20 protein-coding genes are annotated in these 21,251 nt (G+C 65.3%); 8 read left to right on the top strand and 12 right to left on the bottom strand.

Annotation, left to right across the window (positions count from 1 at the left end; translation table 11 throughout):
• Positions 1–69 precede the first annotated feature (69 nt).
• Positions 70–717, top strand: a complete 648-nt coding sequence (locus NE850_RS19425; RefSeq protein ID WP_007181545.1) for a nitroreductase family protein — start codon at positions 70–72, stop codon at positions 715–717.
• 37 nt (positions 718–754) lie between these two features.
• Here the strand turns inward: NE850_RS19425 and NE850_RS19430 are convergent, their stop codons facing one another.
• Complete coding sequence (locus tag NE850_RS19430; RefSeq protein ID WP_007181544.1) at positions 755–1,231, bottom strand: universal stress protein; 477 nt, start codon at positions 1,229–1,231, stop codon at positions 755–757.
• A gap of 367 nt (positions 1,232–1,598) precedes the next feature.
• Here NE850_RS19430 and NE850_RS19435 point away from each other — a divergent pair, with 367 nt between their 5' ends.
• Complete coding sequence (locus NE850_RS19435) at positions 1,599–4,484, top strand: ATP-dependent Clp protease ATP-binding subunit (RefSeq protein ID WP_165186180.1); 2,886 nt, start codon at positions 1,599–1,601, stop codon at positions 4,482–4,484.
• 36 nt (positions 4,485–4,520) lie between these two features.
• On the opposite strand, the gene NE850_RS19440 is transcribed toward NE850_RS19435, so the two are convergent.
• The 9 genes from NE850_RS19440 to atpD are packed head-to-tail and all read right to left on the bottom strand — an operon-like array spanning position 4,521 to position 11,147.
• Complete coding sequence (locus NE850_RS19440; RefSeq protein WP_007181542.1) at positions 4,521–5,375, bottom strand: F0F1 ATP synthase subunit gamma; 855 nt, start codon at positions 5,373–5,375, stop codon at positions 4,521–4,523.
• Entirely contained in the window at positions 5,372–6,928 is a 1,557-nt protein-coding gene (locus NE850_RS19445; protein ID WP_007181541.1) for a F0F1 ATP synthase subunit alpha, read from the bottom strand. Before NE850_RS19445 ends, NE850_RS19440 begins: the two co-directional genes overlap by 4 nt.
• Entirely contained in the window at positions 6,906–7,655 is a 750-nt protein-coding gene (locus NE850_RS19450; protein WP_007181540.1) for an ATP synthase F0 subunit B, read from the bottom strand. The genes NE850_RS19445 and NE850_RS19450 overlap by 23 nt, the downstream gene beginning before the upstream one ends.
• A 9-nt stretch (positions 7,656–7,664) precedes the next feature.
• A complete protein-coding gene (locus tag NE850_RS19455) occupies positions 7,665–7,913 on the bottom strand; it encodes a F0F1 ATP synthase subunit C (RefSeq protein ID WP_007181539.1) in 249 nt (82 codons plus the stop codon).
• Positions 7,910–8,605 carry a F0F1 ATP synthase subunit A gene (locus NE850_RS19460; protein WP_007181538.1) on the bottom strand — a complete coding sequence of 232 codons (696 nt, stop codon included), beginning with the start codon at positions 8,603–8,605 and terminating at the stop codon, positions 7,910–7,912. The genes NE850_RS19455 and NE850_RS19460 overlap by 4 nt, the downstream gene beginning before the upstream one ends.
• Positions 8,602–8,895 (bottom strand): ATP synthase subunit I, encoded by a 294-nt coding sequence (locus NE850_RS19465; protein WP_007181537.1) that lies wholly within the window; start codon positions 8,893–8,895, stop codon positions 8,602–8,604. The genes NE850_RS19460 and NE850_RS19465 overlap by 4 nt, the downstream gene beginning before the upstream one ends.
• The gene (locus NE850_RS19470) at positions 8,888–9,205 is read right to left on the bottom strand and encodes an AtpZ/AtpI family protein (protein ID WP_007181536.1); all 318 of its coding nucleotides are present in this window, start codon (positions 9,203–9,205) and stop codon (positions 8,888–8,890) included. The genes NE850_RS19465 and NE850_RS19470 overlap by 8 nt, the downstream gene beginning before the upstream one ends.
• Positions 9,205–9,660, bottom strand: coding sequence for a F0F1 ATP synthase subunit epsilon (locus NE850_RS19475; protein WP_165186182.1), 456 nt, complete (start codon positions 9,658–9,660; stop codon positions 9,205–9,207). Before NE850_RS19475 ends, NE850_RS19470 begins: the two co-directional genes overlap by 1 nt.
• Positions 9,657–11,147, bottom strand: a complete 1,491-nt coding sequence (gene atpD, locus NE850_RS19480) for a F0F1 ATP synthase subunit beta (RefSeq protein WP_007181534.1) — start codon at positions 11,145–11,147, stop codon at positions 9,657–9,659. Before atpD ends, NE850_RS19475 begins: the two co-directional genes overlap by 4 nt.
• A gap of 246 nt (positions 11,148–11,393) precedes the next feature.
• On the opposite strand from atpD, the gene arcD reads away from it, so the two are divergent.
• Genes arcD through arcC form a run of 4 tightly spaced genes read left to right on the top strand, consistent with a single transcriptional unit; the run spans position 11,394 to position 16,075 of the window.
• Positions 11,394–12,875 (top strand): arginine-ornithine antiporter, encoded by a 1,482-nt coding sequence (gene arcD / locus NE850_RS19485; RefSeq protein WP_007181533.1) that lies wholly within the window; start codon positions 11,394–11,396, stop codon positions 12,873–12,875.
• A gap of 25 nt (positions 12,876–12,900) precedes the next feature.
• Positions 12,901–14,118, top strand: a complete 1,218-nt coding sequence (locus NE850_RS19490) for an arginine deiminase (RefSeq protein ID WP_007181532.1) — start codon at positions 12,901–12,903, stop codon at positions 14,116–14,118.
• 36 nt (positions 14,119–14,154) lie between these two features.
• Complete coding sequence (gene argF / locus NE850_RS19495; RefSeq protein WP_007181531.1) at positions 14,155–15,153, top strand: ornithine carbamoyltransferase; 999 nt, start codon at positions 14,155–14,157, stop codon at positions 15,151–15,153.
• A gap of 10 nt (positions 15,154–15,163) precedes the next feature.
• Complete coding sequence (gene arcC / locus NE850_RS19500) at positions 15,164–16,075, top strand: carbamate kinase (protein ID WP_007181530.1); 912 nt, start codon at positions 15,164–15,166, stop codon at positions 16,073–16,075.
• A gap of 123 nt (positions 16,076–16,198) precedes the next feature.
• On the opposite strand, the gene phaP is transcribed toward arcC, so the two are convergent.
• Both phaP and NE850_RS19510 read right to left on the bottom strand, forming a co-directional pair.
• Entirely contained in the window at positions 16,199–16,690 is a 492-nt protein-coding gene (gene phaP, locus NE850_RS19505) for a TIGR01841 family phasin (protein WP_165186188.1), read from the bottom strand.
• A gap of 45 nt (positions 16,691–16,735) precedes the next feature.
• Positions 16,736–17,425, bottom strand: a complete 690-nt coding sequence (locus NE850_RS19510) for a CBS domain-containing protein (protein WP_007181528.1) — start codon at positions 17,423–17,425, stop codon at positions 16,736–16,738.
• Between the two features lie 265 nt (positions 17,426–17,690).
• On the opposite strand from NE850_RS19510, the gene NE850_RS19515 reads away from it, so the two are divergent.
• The gene (locus NE850_RS19515) at positions 17,691–20,570 is read left to right on the top strand and encodes an AMP-binding protein (protein ID WP_310699283.1); all 2,880 of its coding nucleotides are present in this window, start codon (positions 17,691–17,693) and stop codon (positions 20,568–20,570) included.
• A complete protein-coding gene (locus tag NE850_RS19520) occupies positions 20,567–21,157 on the top strand; it encodes a rhomboid family intramembrane serine protease (protein WP_007181526.1) in 591 nt (196 codons plus the stop codon). Before NE850_RS19515 ends, NE850_RS19520 begins: the two co-directional genes overlap by 4 nt.
• Positions 21,158–21,251 lie beyond the last annotated feature (94 nt).

Genomic DNA, 21,251 nt, shown 5'->3' on the forward strand with positions numbered 1-21,251 from the left:
AATGGCACCCGTCGTGGGCAGCGTGGCGCTGCCGCGGCCACCCCCAGGCACACTTCAACGGAGTCCGATATGACCGACATGCCACTCCTTGCGTACGAGCCCGCACCCGTGTTGCGGCCCCCACTCGCCAGCGGCGAAACGCCTGCCGTGATCGCGTTGCCCAAACCCGATCTGAACACCGGCGTGCCGCTGATGACCGCCTTCGCACAGCGCGCCAGTTGTCGCGCGTTCGCGCCGACGGCGTTGCCGCCCACCTTGCTCGGCGAGTTGCTCTGGGCCGCCGACGGGATCAATCGGCCCGCGACCGGCGGGCGCACCGCGCCGTCACCGCATTCGTTCAATGAAATCGATATCTACGCCGCGCTGCCCAATGGCGTGTATCGCTACGACCCGCCGAACCACCAGCTCGTCCTCAAGCACGCAATCGACGCGCGCGGACAGACCGGCTATCAGGACTTCGTCGGTGAGGCGCCGCTCGATCTCGTCTACGTGGTCCGCACGTCGCGCATATTGGAGATGCCCGCGCAACAGCGCGAGCGCTTTTCGGCTGTGACGGCCGGAGCGATTGCGCAGAACGTCTCGCTGTATTGCGCGTCGGCGGGGCTGGCCAGCGTGATCCGGGGCTGGATCAACCCGCGACTGCTCGCGAATGCGCTGTCTCTCAACGAAGACGAACTGCCGATTCTCACGCAGACGGTCGGCTTCAGTCCGACGTGACTGCACGGACATCGCAGCGACAGCTACTGACGGGCACTTACAGGCCCGCCGGTATCTCGTCCTGATCGCGTGGGCACCTGACCAACAGCACCGGAACGTGGGCGCCCCGCAAGAACGTTTCCGCGACGCTGCCCTGGAGCAGCCGACCTATGCCATGCCGGCCTTGCGTGCCCATCACCACGAGGCCGGCGCCCTGGCGTTGCACACAACGGGCGAGACAGTGCGGGATATCGTCCGCCGCGCTCTCCGTCTCCTCGATCTCGGTATCGCCGGGCACACCACGCTCGGCCATGGCCCGGCGCGCCTCATCGAGGGCGAGCCGGCCGTCTTCACGCAGCACGTCACGAAGCTGGTCGGGATTGAAATAGCCCGCGTAACGGGACGCACACCACGGATGGACGACATACACCGCATGCAGCCGCGCTTGCGTGAGCTGCGCAAATTGCAGCGCTTCATACAGCGCCCATCTGGACGACTCGCTGCCGTCCAGCGCCACGACGATCTTCTGATACATGATCCGCTCCTCGCAGACGTTGCAGACACCCGCCCGACGTCCTGATACCGCTCATCGCGGCAGAATAGCTGGATCATCGGCGCGAACGGCTCCACGCGCCTGACTTGCGTCAAGCAATCGCATGACGAGCCGGGAAAGCGAGGCTTCGCGCGAAAACATCGGCCGCCTGCGCCCATCACGCTATGCGCCGTGCGCGTCGCGAGCCGGCGATAAAGCCCTGCGTGCACACCAGGCCAACGCTTGATCAAGCTCAACGACTCGTGCGGCCCTCCGCCCACAATGACCCGATCGACAAGCGGCGGGCAACACGACAGTCACCTTCCCGCTGGCCTGCTTTTCCAACATCGGTACATTCGGGAGATACGACATGGCGGAACATCTGTGCGAACTTTGCGGCGTCAGGCCTGCGACCATCCGGGTCGCGGTCATTCAGGGCGGACGCAGAAGGCAACTCGATGTTTGCGACTATCACTACGCGCAGCTCACGCGGCATCAACGACAGGTGTCGCCGCTCGAATCGCTGTTTCGGGGCGGCCTGTTCGACGGATTACTGGACTCGGGCACAGACGGCTTCGGCGCTGAACCAGCCGCCACGCGTCACGACGGCCCGGTGAACAAAGGCGTCGACCTGCAACAGCATTTCAGCGAGCAGGCGAAGGAAATACTGCAACGTGCCGCCGAACGCGCCGTGCAATTCGGCCGCCATGAGGTGGACACCGAACACGTGCTTTATGAACTCGTCGAAAGTGAAGCAGTACAGCGCATTCTGTCGGCGCTGAAGATCTCCGCCAGCGATCTTCAAAAGCATATCGAAGCAAACGCGCCAAAGGGGCACGTCACGTCCAAAGCGCCGCAAGGCGAGATCTCCGTTTCGCCACGCCTGAAAAGTGCGCTCGAACGCGCCGTCATCGCGTCGCGCGAATTCGGACAGAACTACGTCGGCCCCGAACACATTCTTACCGGCCTCGCCGAGGTCACCGACAGTTTTGCCGGCGATCTGTTGATGAAGTACGGCCTGTCGCCTCACCTGTTGCGTCAGCAGACGCTGAAGCAGGCCGGCCAGGAAGAAGCCGCGCAAGCTCCCAGCGACACGCCGCAGCTCGACAAATATAGCCGCGACATCACGCGGCTCGCCCGTGAAGGCAAGCTCGATCCGGTCATTGGACGATCGAAGGAAACAGAGACGCTCGTCGAGGTGCTCGCCCGGCGCAAAAAGAACAACCCCGTGCTGATCGGCGAGCCCGGCGTCGGCAAGACGGCGATTGTGGAAGGACTCGCGCTGCGCATGATCAGCGGCGACGTGCCGGAAACATTGCGCGAAAAGCGCCTGATCGAACTCAATGTCAACTCGCTGGTCGCGGGCTCGAAATACCGTGGCGAATTCGAGGAACGCGTCAAGCAGGTGATGGACGAAATCGCCGCGCACAAGGATCGGCTGGTTCTCTTCGTCGACGAAGTGCACACCATCGTCGGTGCGGGCCAGGGCGGCGGCGAAGGCGGCCTGGATATCGCCAATGTGTTCAAGCCGCCGATGGCGCGCGGCGAGCTCAATCTGATCGGCGCGACCACGCTCGCCGAATACCAGAAGTACATCGAGAAAGACGCCGCGCTGGAACGGCGCTTCCAGCCGGTGCTGGTCGGCGAGCCGAGCGTGGAGCAGACTATCGGCATTCTGCGGGGGCTGCGCGACCGTCTGGAAGCGCACCACAAGGTCACGATTCTGGATGAAGCGTGCGTGGCCGCCGCCGAACTGTCCGACCGCTACATTACGGGCCGCTTCCTGCCGGACAAGGCCGTCGACCTGATCGACCAGGCGGCCGCGCGCGAGCATCTGTCATCCACATCCCGCCCGGCGGAGGTGCTGGAACTCGAATCGGAAATCGCCCAGATCCGGCGCGAGCAGGAATACGCGACGTCGCACAAACAGTTCGAACGGGCGAAGGCGCTCGGAGAACAACTGTCAGGCAAGCAAACCCAGCTCGACGACTCGACCGAGGCATGGAAGCGGCGTGTGAGCACGAGCACCGCGGAGGTGACCCGTACGCTGGTCGCCGAGATCGTCGCGAAAATGACGGGCATTCCGGTTGCCGACCTGACGCAGGAGGAGAAAACCAAACTGCTGCAAATGGAGGACCGCCTGCACCGGCGCGTGATCGGCCAGGAAGAAGCGATCAGCGCGGTAAGCGATGCGGTGCGGCGAAGCCGCGCGGGTTTGCAGGCCCGCCATCAGCCGCTTGCCGTGTTTCTGTTCCTCGGCCCGACCGGCGTCGGCAAGACCGAACTGGCGAAGGCGCTCGCCGAAGTCGTATTCGGCGACGAGGACGCCATTGTGCGTATCGACATGAGCGAGTACATGGAGCGGCACGCGGTGGCGCGACTGATCGGTGCGCCGCCCGGCTATGTCGGCTACGACGAAGGCGGCCAGTTGACCGAGCGCGTGCGGCGGCGTCCGCATAGCGTGATTCTGCTCGACGAAATCGAAAAAGCGCATCCGGACGTCTACAACGTGCTGCTGCAGGTATTCGACGACGGCCGCCTGACCGACGGCAAGGGCCGCGTCATCGACTTCGCCAATACGCTGATCATCGCGACCAGCAACCTCGCCTCCGACGTCATCACGGGCACGCCGCGCAAGCGTCCCGGCTTCATCGCGGCGGACAACGACATCGTTGCCGGCAAGAGCCCCCGTAAGGACCGGCAGCCCGACGGCGTGCGCGAAGGTGTGATGACAGTGCTGCGGTCACATTTCCGCCCCGAGTTCCTGAACCGTATCGACGAGATCATCATTTTCGAGTCGCTCAACGCCGACCAGATCCGTTCGATCGTGCGCCTGCAACTCGACAAGGTGGCGCACATCGCGAAGAGTCAGGACATCGACATCGTGTTCGACGACAGTATCGTCGATCAACTGGCGAAGGAGGCTTACCGGCCCGAATACGGCGCGCGTGAACTGCGGCGGCGCATTCGCCAGGTCATCGAAAATCCGCTCGCAAAGCAGATGCTCGACGGCGCGGTCCGCGAGGGCAACCGGGTGGTGTGCCGGTTCGATCCGCTCCAGGACGATACGGTGTTCGAACTGAGCGAAGCACCGCAGCAGGAGCTCGCCGGCACAACGCAGCAGGACAAACAGAAAGACCCGGACGCCGGCAATGGTGCGGCCGACACCGGGCCGGCCGCCAAACCCGCGCGCAAGCGTGCCAGCCCGGCGCGCAAGCGCGGCAACACGGACGGCGGCGACCACGCCGCGGGATAAAGCGAGCGGCGCCGGGCATGACAGCCCGGCGCTCCGCTAGACCGGCTGCGTGGTGGCTGCCGCGAGTTCCGCGATATCGTCGGTGATTTCGTCCTGACGGACCCGGCGATAGCTCTGCGTCAGTTCCTCGAGCGTATCCCGCACATTGGTGCGGGCGGCCAGCATCGCGTTCACCCTCGCCTCGTTTTCCGCGGCGAACGAGAGCATCAGTGCCTCGCAGATCTCGACAAACACATATTCCTCGACCAGACCCGGAAGCAGACGTTCGACCGGCAATGTGAGCAGCGGCGGCACAGCGCGCCTCGCCACCTGAAAGCGCGAATAATCAAACGGTATCAACCGGTGCTCGACCATCTTGCCGGCGGCGGTGCCGCCGCCCGGCAGCGCATGGATGATCGAGACGTGATCCACCGCGCGAACGCCGAGACGCGCGTAGAGCGCATCGGTAATGCGGTTGGCCAGAGACGGCACTTCGTCGGCGTGGGACACCGCGGGCGAACTCCATGCGACCGCAAGGCGGCGCTCGCTGGCCGCCATCTCGCCGCGCGTGCCGACGAGCAGCAGCTCGCACCGTGCGCTATCGACGCGAGTCCGTACATAGTCCAGCACCTGCTCGTTGAATGAGCCGACGAAGCCCTGCTCCGAGCACAGCGCGATCACGATCCGCGCGCCATGATCCGGCTCGTCCAGAGGTGCCTGCGCCCCTCTGCCGTAGGCCAGCACGGCGCCGATCGCGGCCCCCACGGTCGCAGCCGACGAGCGGATACCGGGCAGCCGCCGCTGCGCTTCGCGTGAGCGAGCTGCGGCAATGCCGCGCATCGCGCCGATCACGGCGTCCAGTTGGCGCGCGGTGGCGGTACGCGCTTCGATTTCCGCGAGTCTGCCGCTCATTTGCCACTCCCGGTCCGGGCGGGGACATTCGCCGCTTCCTGCGTCAGGCGCTGCACGATCTCGCGAACCGTCGTGACGAGCGCGGCCTGCGTGGCGGGATCCAACGGCGCATCCACCCAGCCGGCTTCCATGCTTGCGCCCGGCAGTTGTTGCGCGAGTTGAGCCCGCGCTTCAGTGGCAATCGCCGGCGGCGCGGCATCGAACACACCCTCCGCCAGTGCGGCAAGCAGCGCGATTTCATCCACCGTGCGCAGCGGCCTGAATCGCGGTTGCGCGATCAGTGCCCGGATGCGTTCGCCGCGCGCGATCTTACCGGCGACGTGGGCATCCGTCAGACCGCCGAAGCGGCTGAACATCTCGAGCTCCAGGAACTGCGCGTAGTCGAGCCGCAAACGGCCCGACACCTCGCGCAAGGCTGGATGCTGCGCCTTGCCGCCCACCCGGCTCACGCTCAGCCCGACGTCCACGGCAGGACGCTGGTTGGCTGCAAATAGCGCGGCATCCAGCACGATCTGGCCGTCCGTGATCGAAATCAGATTGGTCGGGATATAGGCGGACAGATTGCCCGCGTCGGTTTCCGCGATCGGCAATGCCGTCAATGAGCCGCCGCCGAGCTTGGCCGACAGCTTCGCCGCGCGTTCGAGCAACCGCGCGTGAACGTAGAAGATGTCGCCGGGATAGGCTTCGCGTCCCGGCGGCTCGCGTGTGAGCAGTGCCAACTCCCGATGGGTCGCGGCATGCTTGGTGAGATCGTCGATGACGACCAGCGCGTGCTGCCCGCGGTCGCGAAAGTACTCGGCGATCGTGACGCCCGCGAACGGCGCGATCCATTGCAATCCGGCCGCCGAAGCCGCCGGCGCCACCACGAACACGCAGCGCTCGGGCGCGCCGTAGCGGCGCACGGATTCGATCACCTGCTGCACGGCCGTCGAGCGCTGGCCGATCGCCACATAGATGCAGATCATGTCCGAGTGCTTCTGGTTGACGATCGCGTCGAGGGCCAGGGCGGTCTTGCCGGTTGCACGATCGCCGATGATCAGTTCCCGCTGTCCGCGACCCACGGCGAAGAGCGCGTCGACGATCAGCACGCCGGTTTCGACAGGCTCGCTGACCAGGTCGCGATCGATGATCGCCGGTGCGGGCCGCTCGATCGGCATGCGCTTCGCCGCGGACACCGGCTCGTCGCGATCGAGCGGCCGGCCTAGCGGGTCGATCACGCGCCCGAGCAGGCCTTCGCCGACCGGCACCTCGATCACCGCGCCGGTGCGAGTCACGCGCGCGCCGGCTTCGACCGTGGCGCCGTCGTCCAGCAGCACGACGCTCATCAGATCGGCTTCCAGCGTATGCACGAAGCCGCTCGCGCCGCTTTCGAAGCGCAGCAGTTCGTCGAGCGCCGCATCGGCCAGCCCCGAAACGAACGCGATACCGTCGCCGATCCGCTCCACGCGGCCGAGCGTGTCGGCATAAGGCGCGGCCGCCGTGCGAGCCAGCGCCTTGCGCTGCGCCGCGAGCCAGGCGTCGTCGCTCATTTCAGCGGGCAGCATGACTGTCATCGAGCAGCGCCTCCTTGATGCGAACGAGTTCCGCGCCGAAGCTATTGCGCACCACGGCATGCGGCGAGCGCAGTTCGAGGCCGGCTATCAGTTGCGGATCCACTTCGAAGTTGACCGGCACATCGCGCTTCAGGCACGTTGCCAGCATCGCGCGGCACTGGTCCTGTTCCTGCGGGCTCAACGCTCGCGGCGCGGCGAGTATCGGCACCGCGCCATCCTCCCAGAATCCGCCACGCGCGCTTTCCGGAAGTCGTGCGATTCCCTCGGCGAGGCCGTCGACAAAACCGCTCACGCGCATGCTCTCTGGCAACCTGTCGAGCAGCTTGGCGGCGATATCCACGGCAAGCCGGCTGGCGCGTTCGGACGCGAGTTTGTCCTGCTCGGCGCGCGCTCCCGCGGCTTCGCCTTTCGCCGCTGCTCGCAATGCGTCCGCGTCGGCCTGAGCGGCGTTCAGAAGCGCCTGCTTCTGCGCCGCGGCTTCCGCCGCGACGGCTTTCATGGCTTCGCCGTGCGCCGCCGCGAGCTGCTGCGTTTCCTGGGTTGCCTTGTCGCGTTCCTGCACTGCTACGAGCTTCGCCGCCTCGGCATCGGCGATCAGGGCCTGCGCCGTCTTCTGACGTTCAGCGATGATGCCTGCGACCGGGCGGAACAGGAAACGCGCAAGCAGCCATATCAGCACCAGTGCATTGATGGTCTGAAGCGCGAGCGTCCACCAGTCGATTCGCATGGTGTCCGCCTATTTCGCAAACGGGTTGGCAAACAGCAGCAGCAAGGCGATCACGAGGCAATAGATCGCCATCGTCTCGATCATGGCCAGCCCGACGAACAGCGTGCGCGACACGGTGCCTGCCGAATCCGGCTGCCGTGCGATCGCGTCCATTGCCGCGGCGACCGCCCGGCCTTCGGCAAGCGCCGGCCCGATCGCGCCGAACGAGACGGCAAACGCTGCCGCGGCGATACTGACGACTTCGATAAGGTTATTCATGAGACTTCGCCCTTTTTGACACTGACATGGTGCGGATCGCCGATCGCGGCGCCGATGAAGACCATCGAGAGAACAGCAAAGATGTAGGCCTGGACCGCGCCCGTGAGCAGATCCAGCGCCATGAGCGGAATCGGCACCAGCAGGCCGGCGAGCGACAGCAGAATGCCGATCACGAACACGCCGCTCATGACGTTGCCGAACAGGCGAACCACGAGTGAGAACGTGCGCGTGATCTGCTCGACGACGTTCAGCGGAATCATCACCCAGCTCGGCTCCGCGAACGACGCGAGATAGCCCGTCGCGCCGCGGCTGCGAATGCCGTAAAAGACCGTGGCGCCGAGCACGATCAGCGCGAGCGCGGCGTCGGTTTCGAGGTGCGCGGTAGGCGGCGTGACGCCCGGCACCAGCGCGCACCAGTTGGCGACCAGTACGAAGATGAACAGCGTGCCGATCAGCGCGCGATACGTTGCCGCCTCGGTTTGCATGGTGTCGCGAATCTGCTGGTCGATCGTTTCGACGAGCAGTTCGAGCGCGGTTTGCGTCTTCCCTGGCGCAAGCGAGAGTCTTCGGCTCAGCACGACGGCCCCGGCGGTGACAATGGCCATGATGCCCCAGGTGATCAGCACGGGCCCGGTGATCGGGACCGGGCCAAGCTGCAGAAGCGGCGAGATGGTGAGCGGTGATTCGGTCATGACAGGCCTCCGTAACGCCGCAGCGCGATCCTGCGTGTGAGCAGCACGCCCGCCATCCCCGCAAGCAGCGCCAGCGCGCCGACGCGTACGAGCACGAACAGCAACGCACAGGTCAGCGCGATGCGCGCGATTTGCAGTGCCAGCGCCGCTAACGTTCGGCCAGCCGTGAACAACGGCCAGTTCCAGCGCAGCGAAAGGAAATGCCACGCGCCCGCGACCACGCCGACCGCGAGTCCGATCACGAGCTGGGCGGCGAGCGGCGGTAGCGGCCATGCCAGCGCACTATTCACGGTGTGCTCCTTGTTGACGATGCATCCATTTCCATGCGGACCAGAAACCGAGCGCTGCTCCCAGCATCAGAAGCGGCGCCGAGAAAAATACCCGCGTACCGAAAGTGCGGTCGAGCCAGTGTCCCAACGCAAGCCCAAGCAGTGTCGGCACGACGATGGCCCAGCCAAGAATGCCGATCTGGCCGAGCCGGGTGCCGAGCGACGGCTCCGGCTCCGCACGCCCGCGCGCCGCGCGTTCTGCGGCCTGCTGGGCCGCGCCGGCCAGCTTGTCCTCACGAGGAGTGCGCTCGTCGCGCCGCGGTGTGCTCATTACAGCGTCGCTCCCGTGCCGTCCGGATTTGCGCCGTCGCCCCCGGCCCGCGGCCGCAGGTAGCGCAGCATCTGACGCACCGCGCGCGCATGCAGCCGCATCTGGTCGACGCGGGCACGCCGCACCGCTTCGTCTTCGTCGGCGTGACGGCTGCGCACGATCGCCTCGAGGCCTTCCAGCGAATCGCCCGGAATCGCTTCGCGGCAAGCGATGGACACCGTCGCGCCGCCCGACACCAGCAGCACGCCGCCGTTCACCGCGCAGTAGCGCAACTCCTTGTCCGTGCCCGTCCAGCGGACCACCGACGACGTCAACTGGGTGACGAAATCGGCATGCCCAATACGGATGCCGAACGAACCGCTTGCGTCTTCCGCCCGCAACGAGACGATTTCGACGCCGTCGAACCAGACTCGCGACGGCGTCGCGATGGTGAGCCTCAAAGCATCCTTGCTCATGCCGTCGACTCCTTTCCAGCAGGAGCAGCCTGTTGCGCGGCGGTCTGTTGCGCGGCGGCCGCTTCCCTTTGGCGCCCTTCATCGAGTGTGCCGATCATGTACAACGAACTCTCCTGCCACGTATCGCATTCGCCCGCGAGAATCGCCTTGCAGCCGGCAATCGTATCGGCGAGCGCGACCGAGCGGCCGGGCTCGCCCGTGAACGCCTCGGTCACTGCGAACGGCTGGGTCAGAAAGCGTTGCAGGCGCCGCGCGCGGCCGACCAGTGCGCGGTCTTCGGCGCCCAGTTCTTCCACACCCAGCAACGAGATCACATCCTGCAACTCACGGTAATGCTCGATGATGCGGCGCACTTCTGTTGCGACTGCCGCATGTTCTTCGCCCACCACCAGCGGATCGAGCAGGATCGACGACGACGCGATCGGATCGACGGCGGGATACATGCCTTCGGCCGCCATCGAGCGGGACAGCACGACCATGCTGTCCAGGTGCGCGGCAATCGCGGTCACGGCGGGGTCGGTGAAATCGTCGGCGGGCACGTACACCGCCTCGATCGCCGTCACCGACACGCCGCCCACGGACACGATGCGTTCCTGCAAGCCCGCGACTTCGGTCGCCAGCGTGGGCTGGTAACCGACTCGCGACGGCATGCGCCCGAGCAGACCCGACACTTCGGCGCCCGCCTGCACGAAGCGAAACACGTTATCCATCAGCAACAGTACGTTTTGCCGACGTTCGTCGCGAAAGTATTCGGCGATCGTCAACGCCGTGAACGGCACGCGCCAACGTGCGCCCGGCGGCTCGTTCATCTGTCCGTAAACCAGTACGGTGCGCGGCAACACGCCGGAGGTCCGCATGTCGAGCAGCATCTCGTGACCTTCGCGCGAGCGTTCGCCGACGCCGGCGAACACGGAGATACCTTCGTAGCGCTCGACCATTGCATGAATCAGTTCCATCACCAGCACGGTCTTGCCGACTCCGGCGCCGCCGAACATGGCCGCCTTGCCGCCCTGAGCGAGCGGCGCGAGCAGATCGAGCACCTTGATGCCGGTCGAGAACAGTGTGCTGGTGCCCTTGAGCGACGCCAGCGGCGGCGCCGCGCGATGAATCGGACGACGCTCGATCTGCGCGGGAAGCGCCGGACCGTCGTCGCGCGTCGCGCCGGTTACATCGAGTAGACGGCCGAGCACCGCTTCACCGACCGGTGTTTCAATCGGGCCGCCGGGAACTTGCACGCGTGTGCCGCGCCGCAACCCGGCCGTGGTCTGCAAGGCCAGTGCGCGCACCATCGTTTCGCTCAGATGCGCCTGGATCTCGGCGAGCACCGGCGCAAGATCGTCCGGCGTGACGACGAGCGCATCGCCGACAGCGGGAAGCGCGTCGCTCTCGAACCTGACGTCGACGATCGCGCCGCGCACGGCAACAACGTAGCCATCCCGCGCCGTCGACGGGGTTGCTGAAGACGCTGCTGCTGGATGACTCGGCATGGTTGGGGCTTCCGCGGCAATGTGTGAACAGCCAGAAGATATTCCTGGAATGAAGCGCAAAACTGACTTTCATCAAGTGTCTAAGAAATAGGGACGAGAAAAGCGTGGGCCGCGAAGAAACTCTCCGCCCTTGCGCCGGACCTGCCGGTGCGCGGGCATGCGACCTTGCACGGACTGATCCAGATCAACTGACGGGCCTTCATGAAGTGACCTAATCCAGCTATCTAAAAAACAGTGAGGTCCGTCATGAAGAACCTGGCAGATTCATTTTCGGCACCATCCGTTCCAACTCCGGCCGGCCAGACTGGCAGCGCAGTAGCAAAGCCATTGCGGCTCGGCCTGCTCACCGCGCTGGTGATCGGTTCGATGATCGGCAGCGGCGTCTTCTCCCTGCCGCAAAACATGGCATCCGGCGCGGGCGCCGCTGCCGTGCTGATCGGCTGGTTGATCACCGGCGTCGGCATGTTGATGCTGGCGTTTGTCTATCAGACGCTGACAACCCGCAAGCCTGAACTCGACAACGGCATCTACGCTTATGCGCGCGCCAGTGCCGGCGACTTCGTCGGCTTCAATTCGGCCTGGGGCTACTGGGTCAGCGCGTGGATCGGCAATGTCGGCTATCTCGTCATCGTGTTCGGCACGCTCGGCTACTTCTTCCCCATATTCGGCGACGGCAATACGCCTGCGGCCGTGCTGGGCGCATCCATCGCACTATGGATCATGCATGCCGTGATCCTGCGCGGCGTGCGCAGCGCGGCGGTGCTCAACGCGATCACCACGGTCGCCAAAGTGATCCCGCTGCTGCTGTTCATCGTGCTCGCGGCCATCGCCTTCAGAAGCCATGTGATCGCTCAGGACTTCTGGGGCAATGCGAAGCTCGGCAGCGTCTTCACGCAAGTCAAAAGCACCATGCTGATCACCGTGTGGGTGTTCATCGGTATCGAAGGCGCCAGCGTGTTCTCGGCCCGCGCGCAGCGGCGCGAGGATATCGGGCGCGCCACCCTGCTCGGCTTCGTTGTGGTCCTGCTTCTGCTGATGGCAGTCTCCCTGCTGTCGCTCGGTATCGTGCCGCAAGGCGATCTCGCCGCGATGAAGAACCCCTCGATGGCCGGCGTGCTCGACAAGGCCGTCGGTGCCTGGGGCGCGGTGCTCATCAGCATCGGCCTGCTGGTGTCGGTGGGCGGTGCGTTGCTGGCGTGGACCCTGCTGGCGGCGGAAACACTCTTCACGCCGGCGAACGGCGGCGTCATGCCGAAGTTTCTGGCGCGCGAAAACAGTCACGGCGTACCGGCCAATGCACTCTGGGTGACCAACGGACTGGTGCAACTGTTCCTGATCATCACGCTCGTCTCCAACGCGACCTATCAGGCGCTGATTTCGCTTGCGACTTCGATGATCCTGATCCCGTATCTGTTCTCCGCCGTCTACGCGACTCGCATCGCCATGCGCGGAGAAGGTTACGCGCCGGCGGAAGGCGCACGCACCCGCGACATGCTGATCGGCGCGGCCGCAACCGTTTATTGCTGCTGGCTGCTGTATGCCGCCGGTCCCAAGTATCTGCTGCTCTCCGCTCTACTCTACGCGCCCGGCGTGCTGCTGTACGGCTGGGCAAAACGCGAACGCGGCGCACGTCTGTTCAAGCCGTTCGAGGCGGTGATCCTCGCGGCTCTGCTCATCCTCGCCGCCGTGGCGGCATGGCTGCTGTCCACCGGCGCGCTCGGTTTGTAAGCCGCCGATCTTCAGGAGAAACTCAATGACATTCGGCGTCTATTCCGAAATAGGCACGCTGCGCAAGGTGATGGTCTGCCGCCCGGGACTTGCCCAGGCGCGCCTGACACCGGCCAATTGCCGCGACCTGCTGTTCGACGACGTGCTGTGGGTATCGCAGGCAAAGAACGATCATTACGCATTCGTCAGCACGATGCAGGAGCACGGCGTCGATGTGCTGGAGATGCACGATCTGCTGGCCGACATCCTGCAAGGCCGCGAGGCGCGCGACTGGGTGCTGGAACACAAGCTTGCGCCCGGCACCGTGGATGCGGAACTGGCGGCGCAGCTCAGACCCTGGCTCCAGGAGATGGAGCCGGGCGAACTCGCCACACGCCTGATCGGCGGGATCGTTCGCGCCGAATTGCCATTCGAGGCCGACGGCCTGCTCGCGCAATGCACGCCGCCCTCGGGATTCATTCTGCCGCCGCTGCCCAACACGCTCTTCACGCGCGACAGCAGTTGCTGGATCAACGACGGCGTCGTGCTCGGATCGATGTACTGGCCGGCGCGGCGACAGGAGACGCTGCTCGCCACCGCCATCTACCGCTTCCATCCGCTGTTCAGCAGCGGGACACGCGTCTGGTGGGGCGGCCCGGAGACGGACCACGGCGGCGCGACGCTCGAAGGCGGCGATGTCATGCCGTTGTCGCGCGACGTCGTGCTGATCGGCATGGGCGAGCGGAGTTCGCCGCAAGGCGTCGCGCAACTCGCGCGGGCGCTGTTCGCCGGCGAATCGGTCAAGCAGGTGATTGCTGCGCAGCTGCCGCGCTCGCGCGGCGCGATGCATCTCGACACGGTATTCACCTTCTGCGATCGCGACCTGGTCACGATCTTTCCCGAAGTGGTCGATGCGATCCGTTGCACGAGTTTGCGCCCCGGCAAGCAGCCGGGTCAGCTCGACGTGCGGGCCGAGAGCGCGCCGTTCCTGGACGTGGTCGCGCAGGCGCTGGGTATCGGCACGCTGCGCACCGTCGCCACCGGCGGCGATACGTGGGAGTCCGAGCGCGAGCAATGGGACGACGGTAACAATGTGATCGCGCTCGCACCGGGCATCGTGGTCGCCTACAACCGCAATGTGTACACCAACACGCTTCTGCGCAAGGCAGGTGTGGAAGTCATTACGATCCCGAGCGGCGAACTCGGCCGCGGACGCGGCGGCGGCCATTGCATGACCTGCCCGATCGAACGCGCCCCCCTCTGACGCGAAGCGCGCGTCGCACCTTTGGAGAACCCGCTCATGGCATTCAATCTACGCAATCGCAGTCTGCTCAACATGCAGGACTTCGCGCCGCGCGACATCCGCTTTCTGCTCGACCTCGCGTCCGAGCTGAAGCGCGCCAAGTACGCCGGCAACGAAGTCCCGCGGCTCAATGGCAAGAACATCGCATTGATTTTCGAAAAGACCTCGACACGCACGCGTTGCGCATTCGAGGTCGCCGTGCATGACCAGGGTGGCCACGTCACCTACATTGACTCCGCGAGTTCGCAGCTCGGCCGCAAGGAGTCCCTCAAGGACACCGCACGGGTACTCGGACGGCTCTATGACGGTATCGAATACCGTGGCTTTCATCAGAGCGTGGTCGAGGATCTCGCGACCTATTCGCATGTTCCGGTCTGGAACGGCCTCACCGACGAATTCCACCCCACCCAGGTGCTCGCCGACCTGCTCACCATGCAGGAGTTCGGCGAGAAACCGTTGCATGAACTGTCGTTCTGCTACCTCGGCGACGCCCGCTTCAACATGGGCAATTCGCTGCTGATCGGCGGCGTGCAGATGGGCATGGACGTGCGCATCGCGGCGCCGCGCGAATTGTGGCCGCACGACGAACTGGTGGCGCAAATGCGGCTTCTCGCCGAGCGCACCGGCGCCAGCGTGACGATCGTCGAGGATCCGCATGAGGCCGTAAGCGGCGTCGACTTCGTCTACACGGATGTCTGGGTGTCGATGGGCGAGCCTGTCGAAGCGTGGGGTCCGCGAATCGATCTCCTGCGCCCCTATCAGGTCAACGCCGCACTGATGAAAGCGACCGGCAACCCGCGCACGCGCTTCATGCACTGCCTGCCCGCCTATCACAATCTCGACACCGACACCGGCCGGATGGTCCACGAGCATTTCGGCATGTCCGAACTCGAAGTCAGCGACGAGGTATTCGAATCGGATGCGTCGATCGTCTTTTCCCAGGCTGAGAACCGCATGCACACGATCAAGGCCGTGCTTGTGGCGACCCTCGCTTAAGGCGCCCACCATGCGCATTCTGATAGCGCTGGGCGGCAACGCGCTACTGCGCCGCGGCGAACCGATGACGATGGCGCGCCAACTCGACAATATCCGCCGTGCCGCGAAGCAGATCGCGCTGCTGGCCGATGGCAACCAGCTGGTGGTCGCGCACGGCAACGGTCCCCAGGTCGGGCTGCTCGCCTTGCAGGCCGCCGCCGCCGGCGGCGCGGAAAACACCGCGCCGCTCGACGTGCTCGACGCCGAGTCGGAAGGCATGATCGGCTATCTGCTCGAACAGGAACTGGCCAACGCATTGCCCGCCACCCGGCATGTCGCGACCTTGCTCACGCGCGTCGAGGTGGACCCTCACGATCCCGCCTTCGCGCACCCGACCAAACCGATCGGCCCCGTTTATACGAAGGCGCAAGCCGAAGAATTGGCGCAGCGCAATGGCTGGAGCATTGCACCGGACGGAACGGACTTCAGGCGCGTCGTAGCATCGCCGAAGCCACAGCGCATCGCGGCGCTGAAGCCGGTTGAATGGCTCGTGGAGCACGACGTGATTGTGATCGCGGCCGGCGGCGGAGGCATTCCGGTCACGCTTGCGGCGGACGGTCAAACCCGCACGGGTATCGAGGCCGTGATCGACAAGGATCTGTGCAGCGCGCTGCTCGCCGCCGATGTCGGCGCCGATCTGCTGCTCATCGCGACCGACGTGGACGCGGTATACGCGGACTGGCACTCGCCGAACCAGCGTGCGCTGAGGGAGATATCGGCGGCGCAATTGAGGTCGATCGCGTTTCCCGCCGGCTCGATGGGGCCCAAGGTCGAAGCGGCGTGCGACTTCGTCACACGCACCGGCAAACGCGCGGTGATCGGCTCGCTTGAGAATATCGAGGCAATGGCGGCCGGCACGGCGGGCACGCAGATCAGGCCTTAACACACCGTGAACACCGTGAGACAGCGCGTCTTCGCCAATGCGCCAATGGGTCTTCGCGGATGAACCTCCGCGAACGGCTCAGTCGAACTTCTACAAGGTCGACTCAGGCCGGAGCGAAAGCCGCTACTCCGTGTGCATCGGCTGTATCGCCTTCCTGTCCGCCGACTTGTTCCCGCGTTCAGTTGACGCGGTTGCCGATTTGGCGACGGCGGGCACCGTGGATGGCGCCGGCTCGCTCGGCATACCTATAGGCACGAGCGACCAGGCTGCCACGCTGTCCGCAGCATGCCGTTGCCGGACCGCACCAGCCGGCGGCGCCACGAAATCCGGCTGGAGAGCCGACAGAATCTCGAAGAACTGCCGGCTGTACGAGAGTGCCTGGGCTGCCCCCACAGGCGCAAGCAACGTGGGTAGACATAACATTTCCGGCAGACTGTCCGCCGCGCATGTCCGGGCAACCGCCTCCTGAGTCTCGGCAAGTCCAAACCGGAATGCCTGCAGGTTCAAAGCGGCCAGCCGCTCGAAAGCCTGCAGGCTCCGGGTGGTGATGCCGCACAGTTGGTCGAAGCCGGCACTTTCCACGTTGAACCACTGCCCGGGAATGATCTGAGCCATCACGCCTCCAAAGTTGATTGCCGGACCGCGCCGGCCGCCTGTCTGCTAGATGCCCGGCATCACCGGATACGGCTCGGTGTGATCCTCCACACGTTTGACGCCGGGGATGTTTTGCGCCGCCACCCGAACCGCGTCGACGGCTTCCATTGCATGGAATACGCCCCACAGATGCACGACTCCGTCGGTGACGACGATATTGCGGCCGGCAAAGCTCCATTTACGGCCCGCCAGTTCGCCCATCAGCATCGCGCGGATTTCGGCGTCCGAGAGCGTCACAGCCGACGCCGGTTCGTCCGGCACGCTGGCCAGCGCCTGCACGAGATTGGCGCGGCTCACGATACCCACCACCCGCCCCGCCTGCGTCACCGGCACACGCTTGATGCGCCGCGTCTCGAGAATGCTGGCCACTTCACCGAGCGGCGTGTCGGGCTGAACTGTCACCACGTCGGGGGTCATCACGTCGCGCACTTTCACCGCATGAGTCTTGATGTAATCCCTTGCTTCATGGCTCGCGGACCAGACGTCGAGCCATGAACTCGGCTTGCGCTCGTCGGTGCCGATTTCGGTGCGGCGAAGCAGATCGCCTTCGCTGATCATGCCGGCGAGATGGCCCTGCGGATCCAGAACCGGTGCGCCGCTGATGCCGTTGTCGACAAAGATTCTGGCGACCTCTCTCACGGTCATGTCGGGTGTGACCGATATAACGTTGGTGATCATGACATCGGATGCGCGCATGGTAAGCCTCCTGGACAGTTAGGACGATTGAATTCGCGGGACCGTCACGTTCCGTCCGTCATTATCGAAACGCCGGCAAGCTCCCCGGTGATTTCAGATTAGGCCGGCGCGACGCTCTGCCGTTTGACGTGGATCATCCCGAAGGCCGTTGCGTGCATCTGCCGATTCGTTCGCGGCGACAGAACCCTGGCGCTTGACGCATATCAACCCGGCACAGGCCGTCTGCTGTCGAATAGTCGGCATACCCATTGTTTTCCCGAGCGCGATGGAAATCGATCAATCATTCGACGAGTCGCATCTCGCCGCAGAGGTTCTCAGCATGGTGACGACGGTTTACGCCGAGACCCACGCGAACGCGAGCCACGCGAGCGCGGTGAGTCCCGACTCGCAGTTCGAGCGGGATCTGGGTTTCGATAGCCTCGCGCGCGCGGAGCTCTTCAGCCGTATAGAGAAAAAGCTTGGCGTACGCGTGCCGCTCGACGCATTTTCGACCGCCCTGACGCCTGCCGATCTTGCGCAGGCCATCAAGCGCGAAACGGCGCCCGTGGCCGCAGGCGGCGCCGAACACCCGCCAGTTCCGCAGCGCATTGCCGCGCCGGCCGCGCCTTTCACCGACACGCCGCACGAGGCGACGACACTGATCGAAGTGCTGCAATGGCATGTCGACAGGCATCCGCAGCGCACCCACATCATTTTTCTCGAAGATGGCGCAACGCCTGCCGGGTTGTCCTATGGCGAGTTGTATCGGCGCGCTGCCGCCGCGGCGTCCGGTTTGCGCAGCCGCGGCATCGGTCCGGGCGACACGGTCGCGCTGATGCTGGCGACCGGCTGGGATTACTTCGTCTCGTTCATCGCGATACTGATGAGCGGCGCGACACCTGTGCCGATCTATCCGCCTGCGCGCGTCTCGCAGATCGAAGAGCACGTTCGGCGCCACGCAGCCGTGCTCTCGAATGCGGGCGCCAAGGCGCTGATTGCCTCACCTGAAGTGGCCGGCGTGGGCCGCCTTCTGAAGCTGTACGTGCCCGCCTTGCAGCATGTGCTGACGGCCGCACAGATCGGTGTCGACCGCAATGAGACACCGGTGCCCGGCGCCGCCGCCGACATGGCGCTCCTGCAGTACACCTCGGGCAGCACGGGCGACCCGAAAGGTGTCATGCTCACGCACGCGAACCTGCTCGCCAATATTCGCGCAATGGGTTCACGCATGCAGATCACCGCCGGCGACGTGCTCGTCAGCTGGCTGCCGCTTTATCACGACATGGGGCTGATCGGCGCATGGTTCGGACCCCTGTATTTCGGCATGCCGCTCGTGATAATGCCGCCGACCGTTTTTCTGGCCTGCCCGGAACTGTGGTTGCAGTCGATCCAGCGATATCGCGGCACGCTTACCGCCGCGCCGAACTTCGCCTACGCGCATTGCACGCAGCACCTAGATGAGGCCAGCCTCGCGGGTCTCGATCTGTCGTCGCTGCGCTTTGCCTTTTGCGGCGCGGAGCCGGTCAGCGCGGCGACCCTGCGCTCGTTTTCGGCGCGTTTCAGCCAGTACGGGTTCGACGCGCGCGCGGTGACGCCCGTCTACGGACTGGCGGAAAACACCTTGGGCCTGAGCTTTCCGCCACCCGGGCGCGGACTGCACGTGGACCGTGTCGAGCGCGTCGCGCTCGGCGCCACGGGACAGGCGTTGCCTGCTCCGTCCAGCGAAGACGCAGTCGAAGTGGTCGGATGCGGCGAAGCATTGGACAGCGTGGACGTGCGGATCGTGGATGACAATGCTCAGGAGCAACCCGAGCGCCGGGTGGGCCACATCGAGTTTCGCGGCCCATCGGCGAGCGCCGGCTATTTTCACAACCCGGCGCAAACGGAGCGCCTGATCCATAACGGCTGGCTCGACACCGGCGATCTCGGCTATCTCGCCGATCGCGAACTTTTCATCACGGGCCGCGCCAAAGATCTGATCATTCGCGGCGGCCGCCACATCTTTCCCTACGAACTCGAGGAGGCGATCGGCCGCCTGCCGGAAGTCCCTCCCGGTGGGGTCGCCGTCTGCGGAAGCATCGACCGGGCGAGCGGCACCGAGCGCATCGTGATCCTCGTCGAAACAGCATTGACGCAAGCCGCCGCGCGCGAACAGCTACTGGCGCGCATCCATGCCAGAACGGTCGAACTGCTGGGCGCGCCCGCCGAGCAGGTGTGTCTTGTCGCCCCGGAGACCATCCTCAAGACACCCAGCGGCAAGATCAGACACGCCGCGACGCTCGAACAGTTCGAACGCGGCGGCCGAGCGTCGCCTGCGCGTCCCGCATGGCGGCAGTTTGCAGGTGTAGTCGCAGGCGCAATCGTGCCGTTCTCGCGACGGATCGCGCGCCGGGTTTCGCATACGGCGTACGGGCTCTATTGCTGGGCGGTTCTGGGCGCATTGGCGCCGCTGGTCTGGCCGCTCCTGCTGTCGACCGACACGTCGCGCAACTGGCGCCGGGCCGCCGGCCTCGGTCGTCTGTTCCTGAAACTGACTAGGCTGCATGTGGACGTTCAGATCGACGCCACTTCAGCGGCACTACCCAACGTGGTCATGGTGGCCAACCATAGCAGCTATCTGGACGGCTTGATCCTCCTTGCCGTACTGCCCCGGCCTGTCCGGTTCGTCGCCAAACGCAGCCTGGATCGCCAGTGGCCGGTCGGCCGGCTTCTGCGCGGAATCGGCACTGCTTTGGTCGAACGAAGGGAATACCGGGGCAGTGTCGAGGACGAACGACGCCTCGTCGGGCAGGCCGGAGGCGACACGCCTCTGCTGTTTTTTCCGGAGGGCACATTCGGCCGTGGCGCCGGCTTGCGGCCATTTCATCTGGGCGCGTTCCGGGTGGCGTGCACCAGTGGCCGCCCCGTCGTGCCGGTGGCGCTCGCCGGCGTGCGCGCGGTGTTGCCGGACGGCAGCTGGTTGCCGCGGCCGGGGGCGATCAAGGTCGCCGTGTTACCGCCGATCGTGCCCGACGGCTCCGACCTTGGCGCGATGGCCCGGCTGCGCGACGCCGTACAGAATGCGATCCTCGCTCACTGCGGCGAGCCCCCGCTCTTCACGCATGCCGTTCGCGGCCCGGAGCAGGCGCCTGAGAACGAGCAGAATTTCGCGAGCACCCCGTCATGATCGTCCTGCTGATAATCCTCAATGCCGCGGCGTTTCTGGTCGAGCAACTCGATCCCGACCGTCTGATCGCACTCTTCGCGCTCTGGCCGGTGGGCGGCAACGGCAACCCGGCATTTCACGTGTGGCAGTTGTTGACCTACAGCCTTCTGCACGCGAATTTCATGCACCTCGCGGTCAACATGTTCGCGCTGTATATGTTCGGCCGCGATGTGGAAGCCACCATCGGCCGCGCGCATCTCGTCGTGCTGTACGGCACGAGCGTAATCAGCGGCGCGCTGCTGCAACTGCTGGTGGGCCTTGCCGATACGACCGTGCGTGTACCGGCTATCGGCGCTTCGGCCGGCGTGTTCGGCCTGCTGGTCGGCTACGCGCTGCTGTTCCCGCGCCGCCGCGTGATCCTTCTTTTTCCGCCCGTGCCGATGCCCGCGTGGCTGTTCGCCACCGGCTACGGCGTGCTCGAACTCCTGCTCGGCATTGCAGGCGCGCAAAGCGGCGTCGCCCACTTCGCGCATGTCGGCGGCATGCTCGGCGCCGTGACGCTGTTACTGCATTGGATGCATACGCCACGCGAGCGGCGGCTCGGCTGAGACAGTCCAGGGGCGGAAGAGCATGGCACGGTTTTCGTCACGCGGGCAACGGCCTTCGCCAGCCTGGTCTGCATAAAAGGCGCATGGGTGTTGG

The organism is Paraburkholderia sp. USG1 (assembly GCF_031570135.1).
GTDB lineage: Bacteria > Pseudomonadota > Gammaproteobacteria > Burkholderiales > Burkholderiaceae > Paraburkholderia > Paraburkholderia dioscoreae.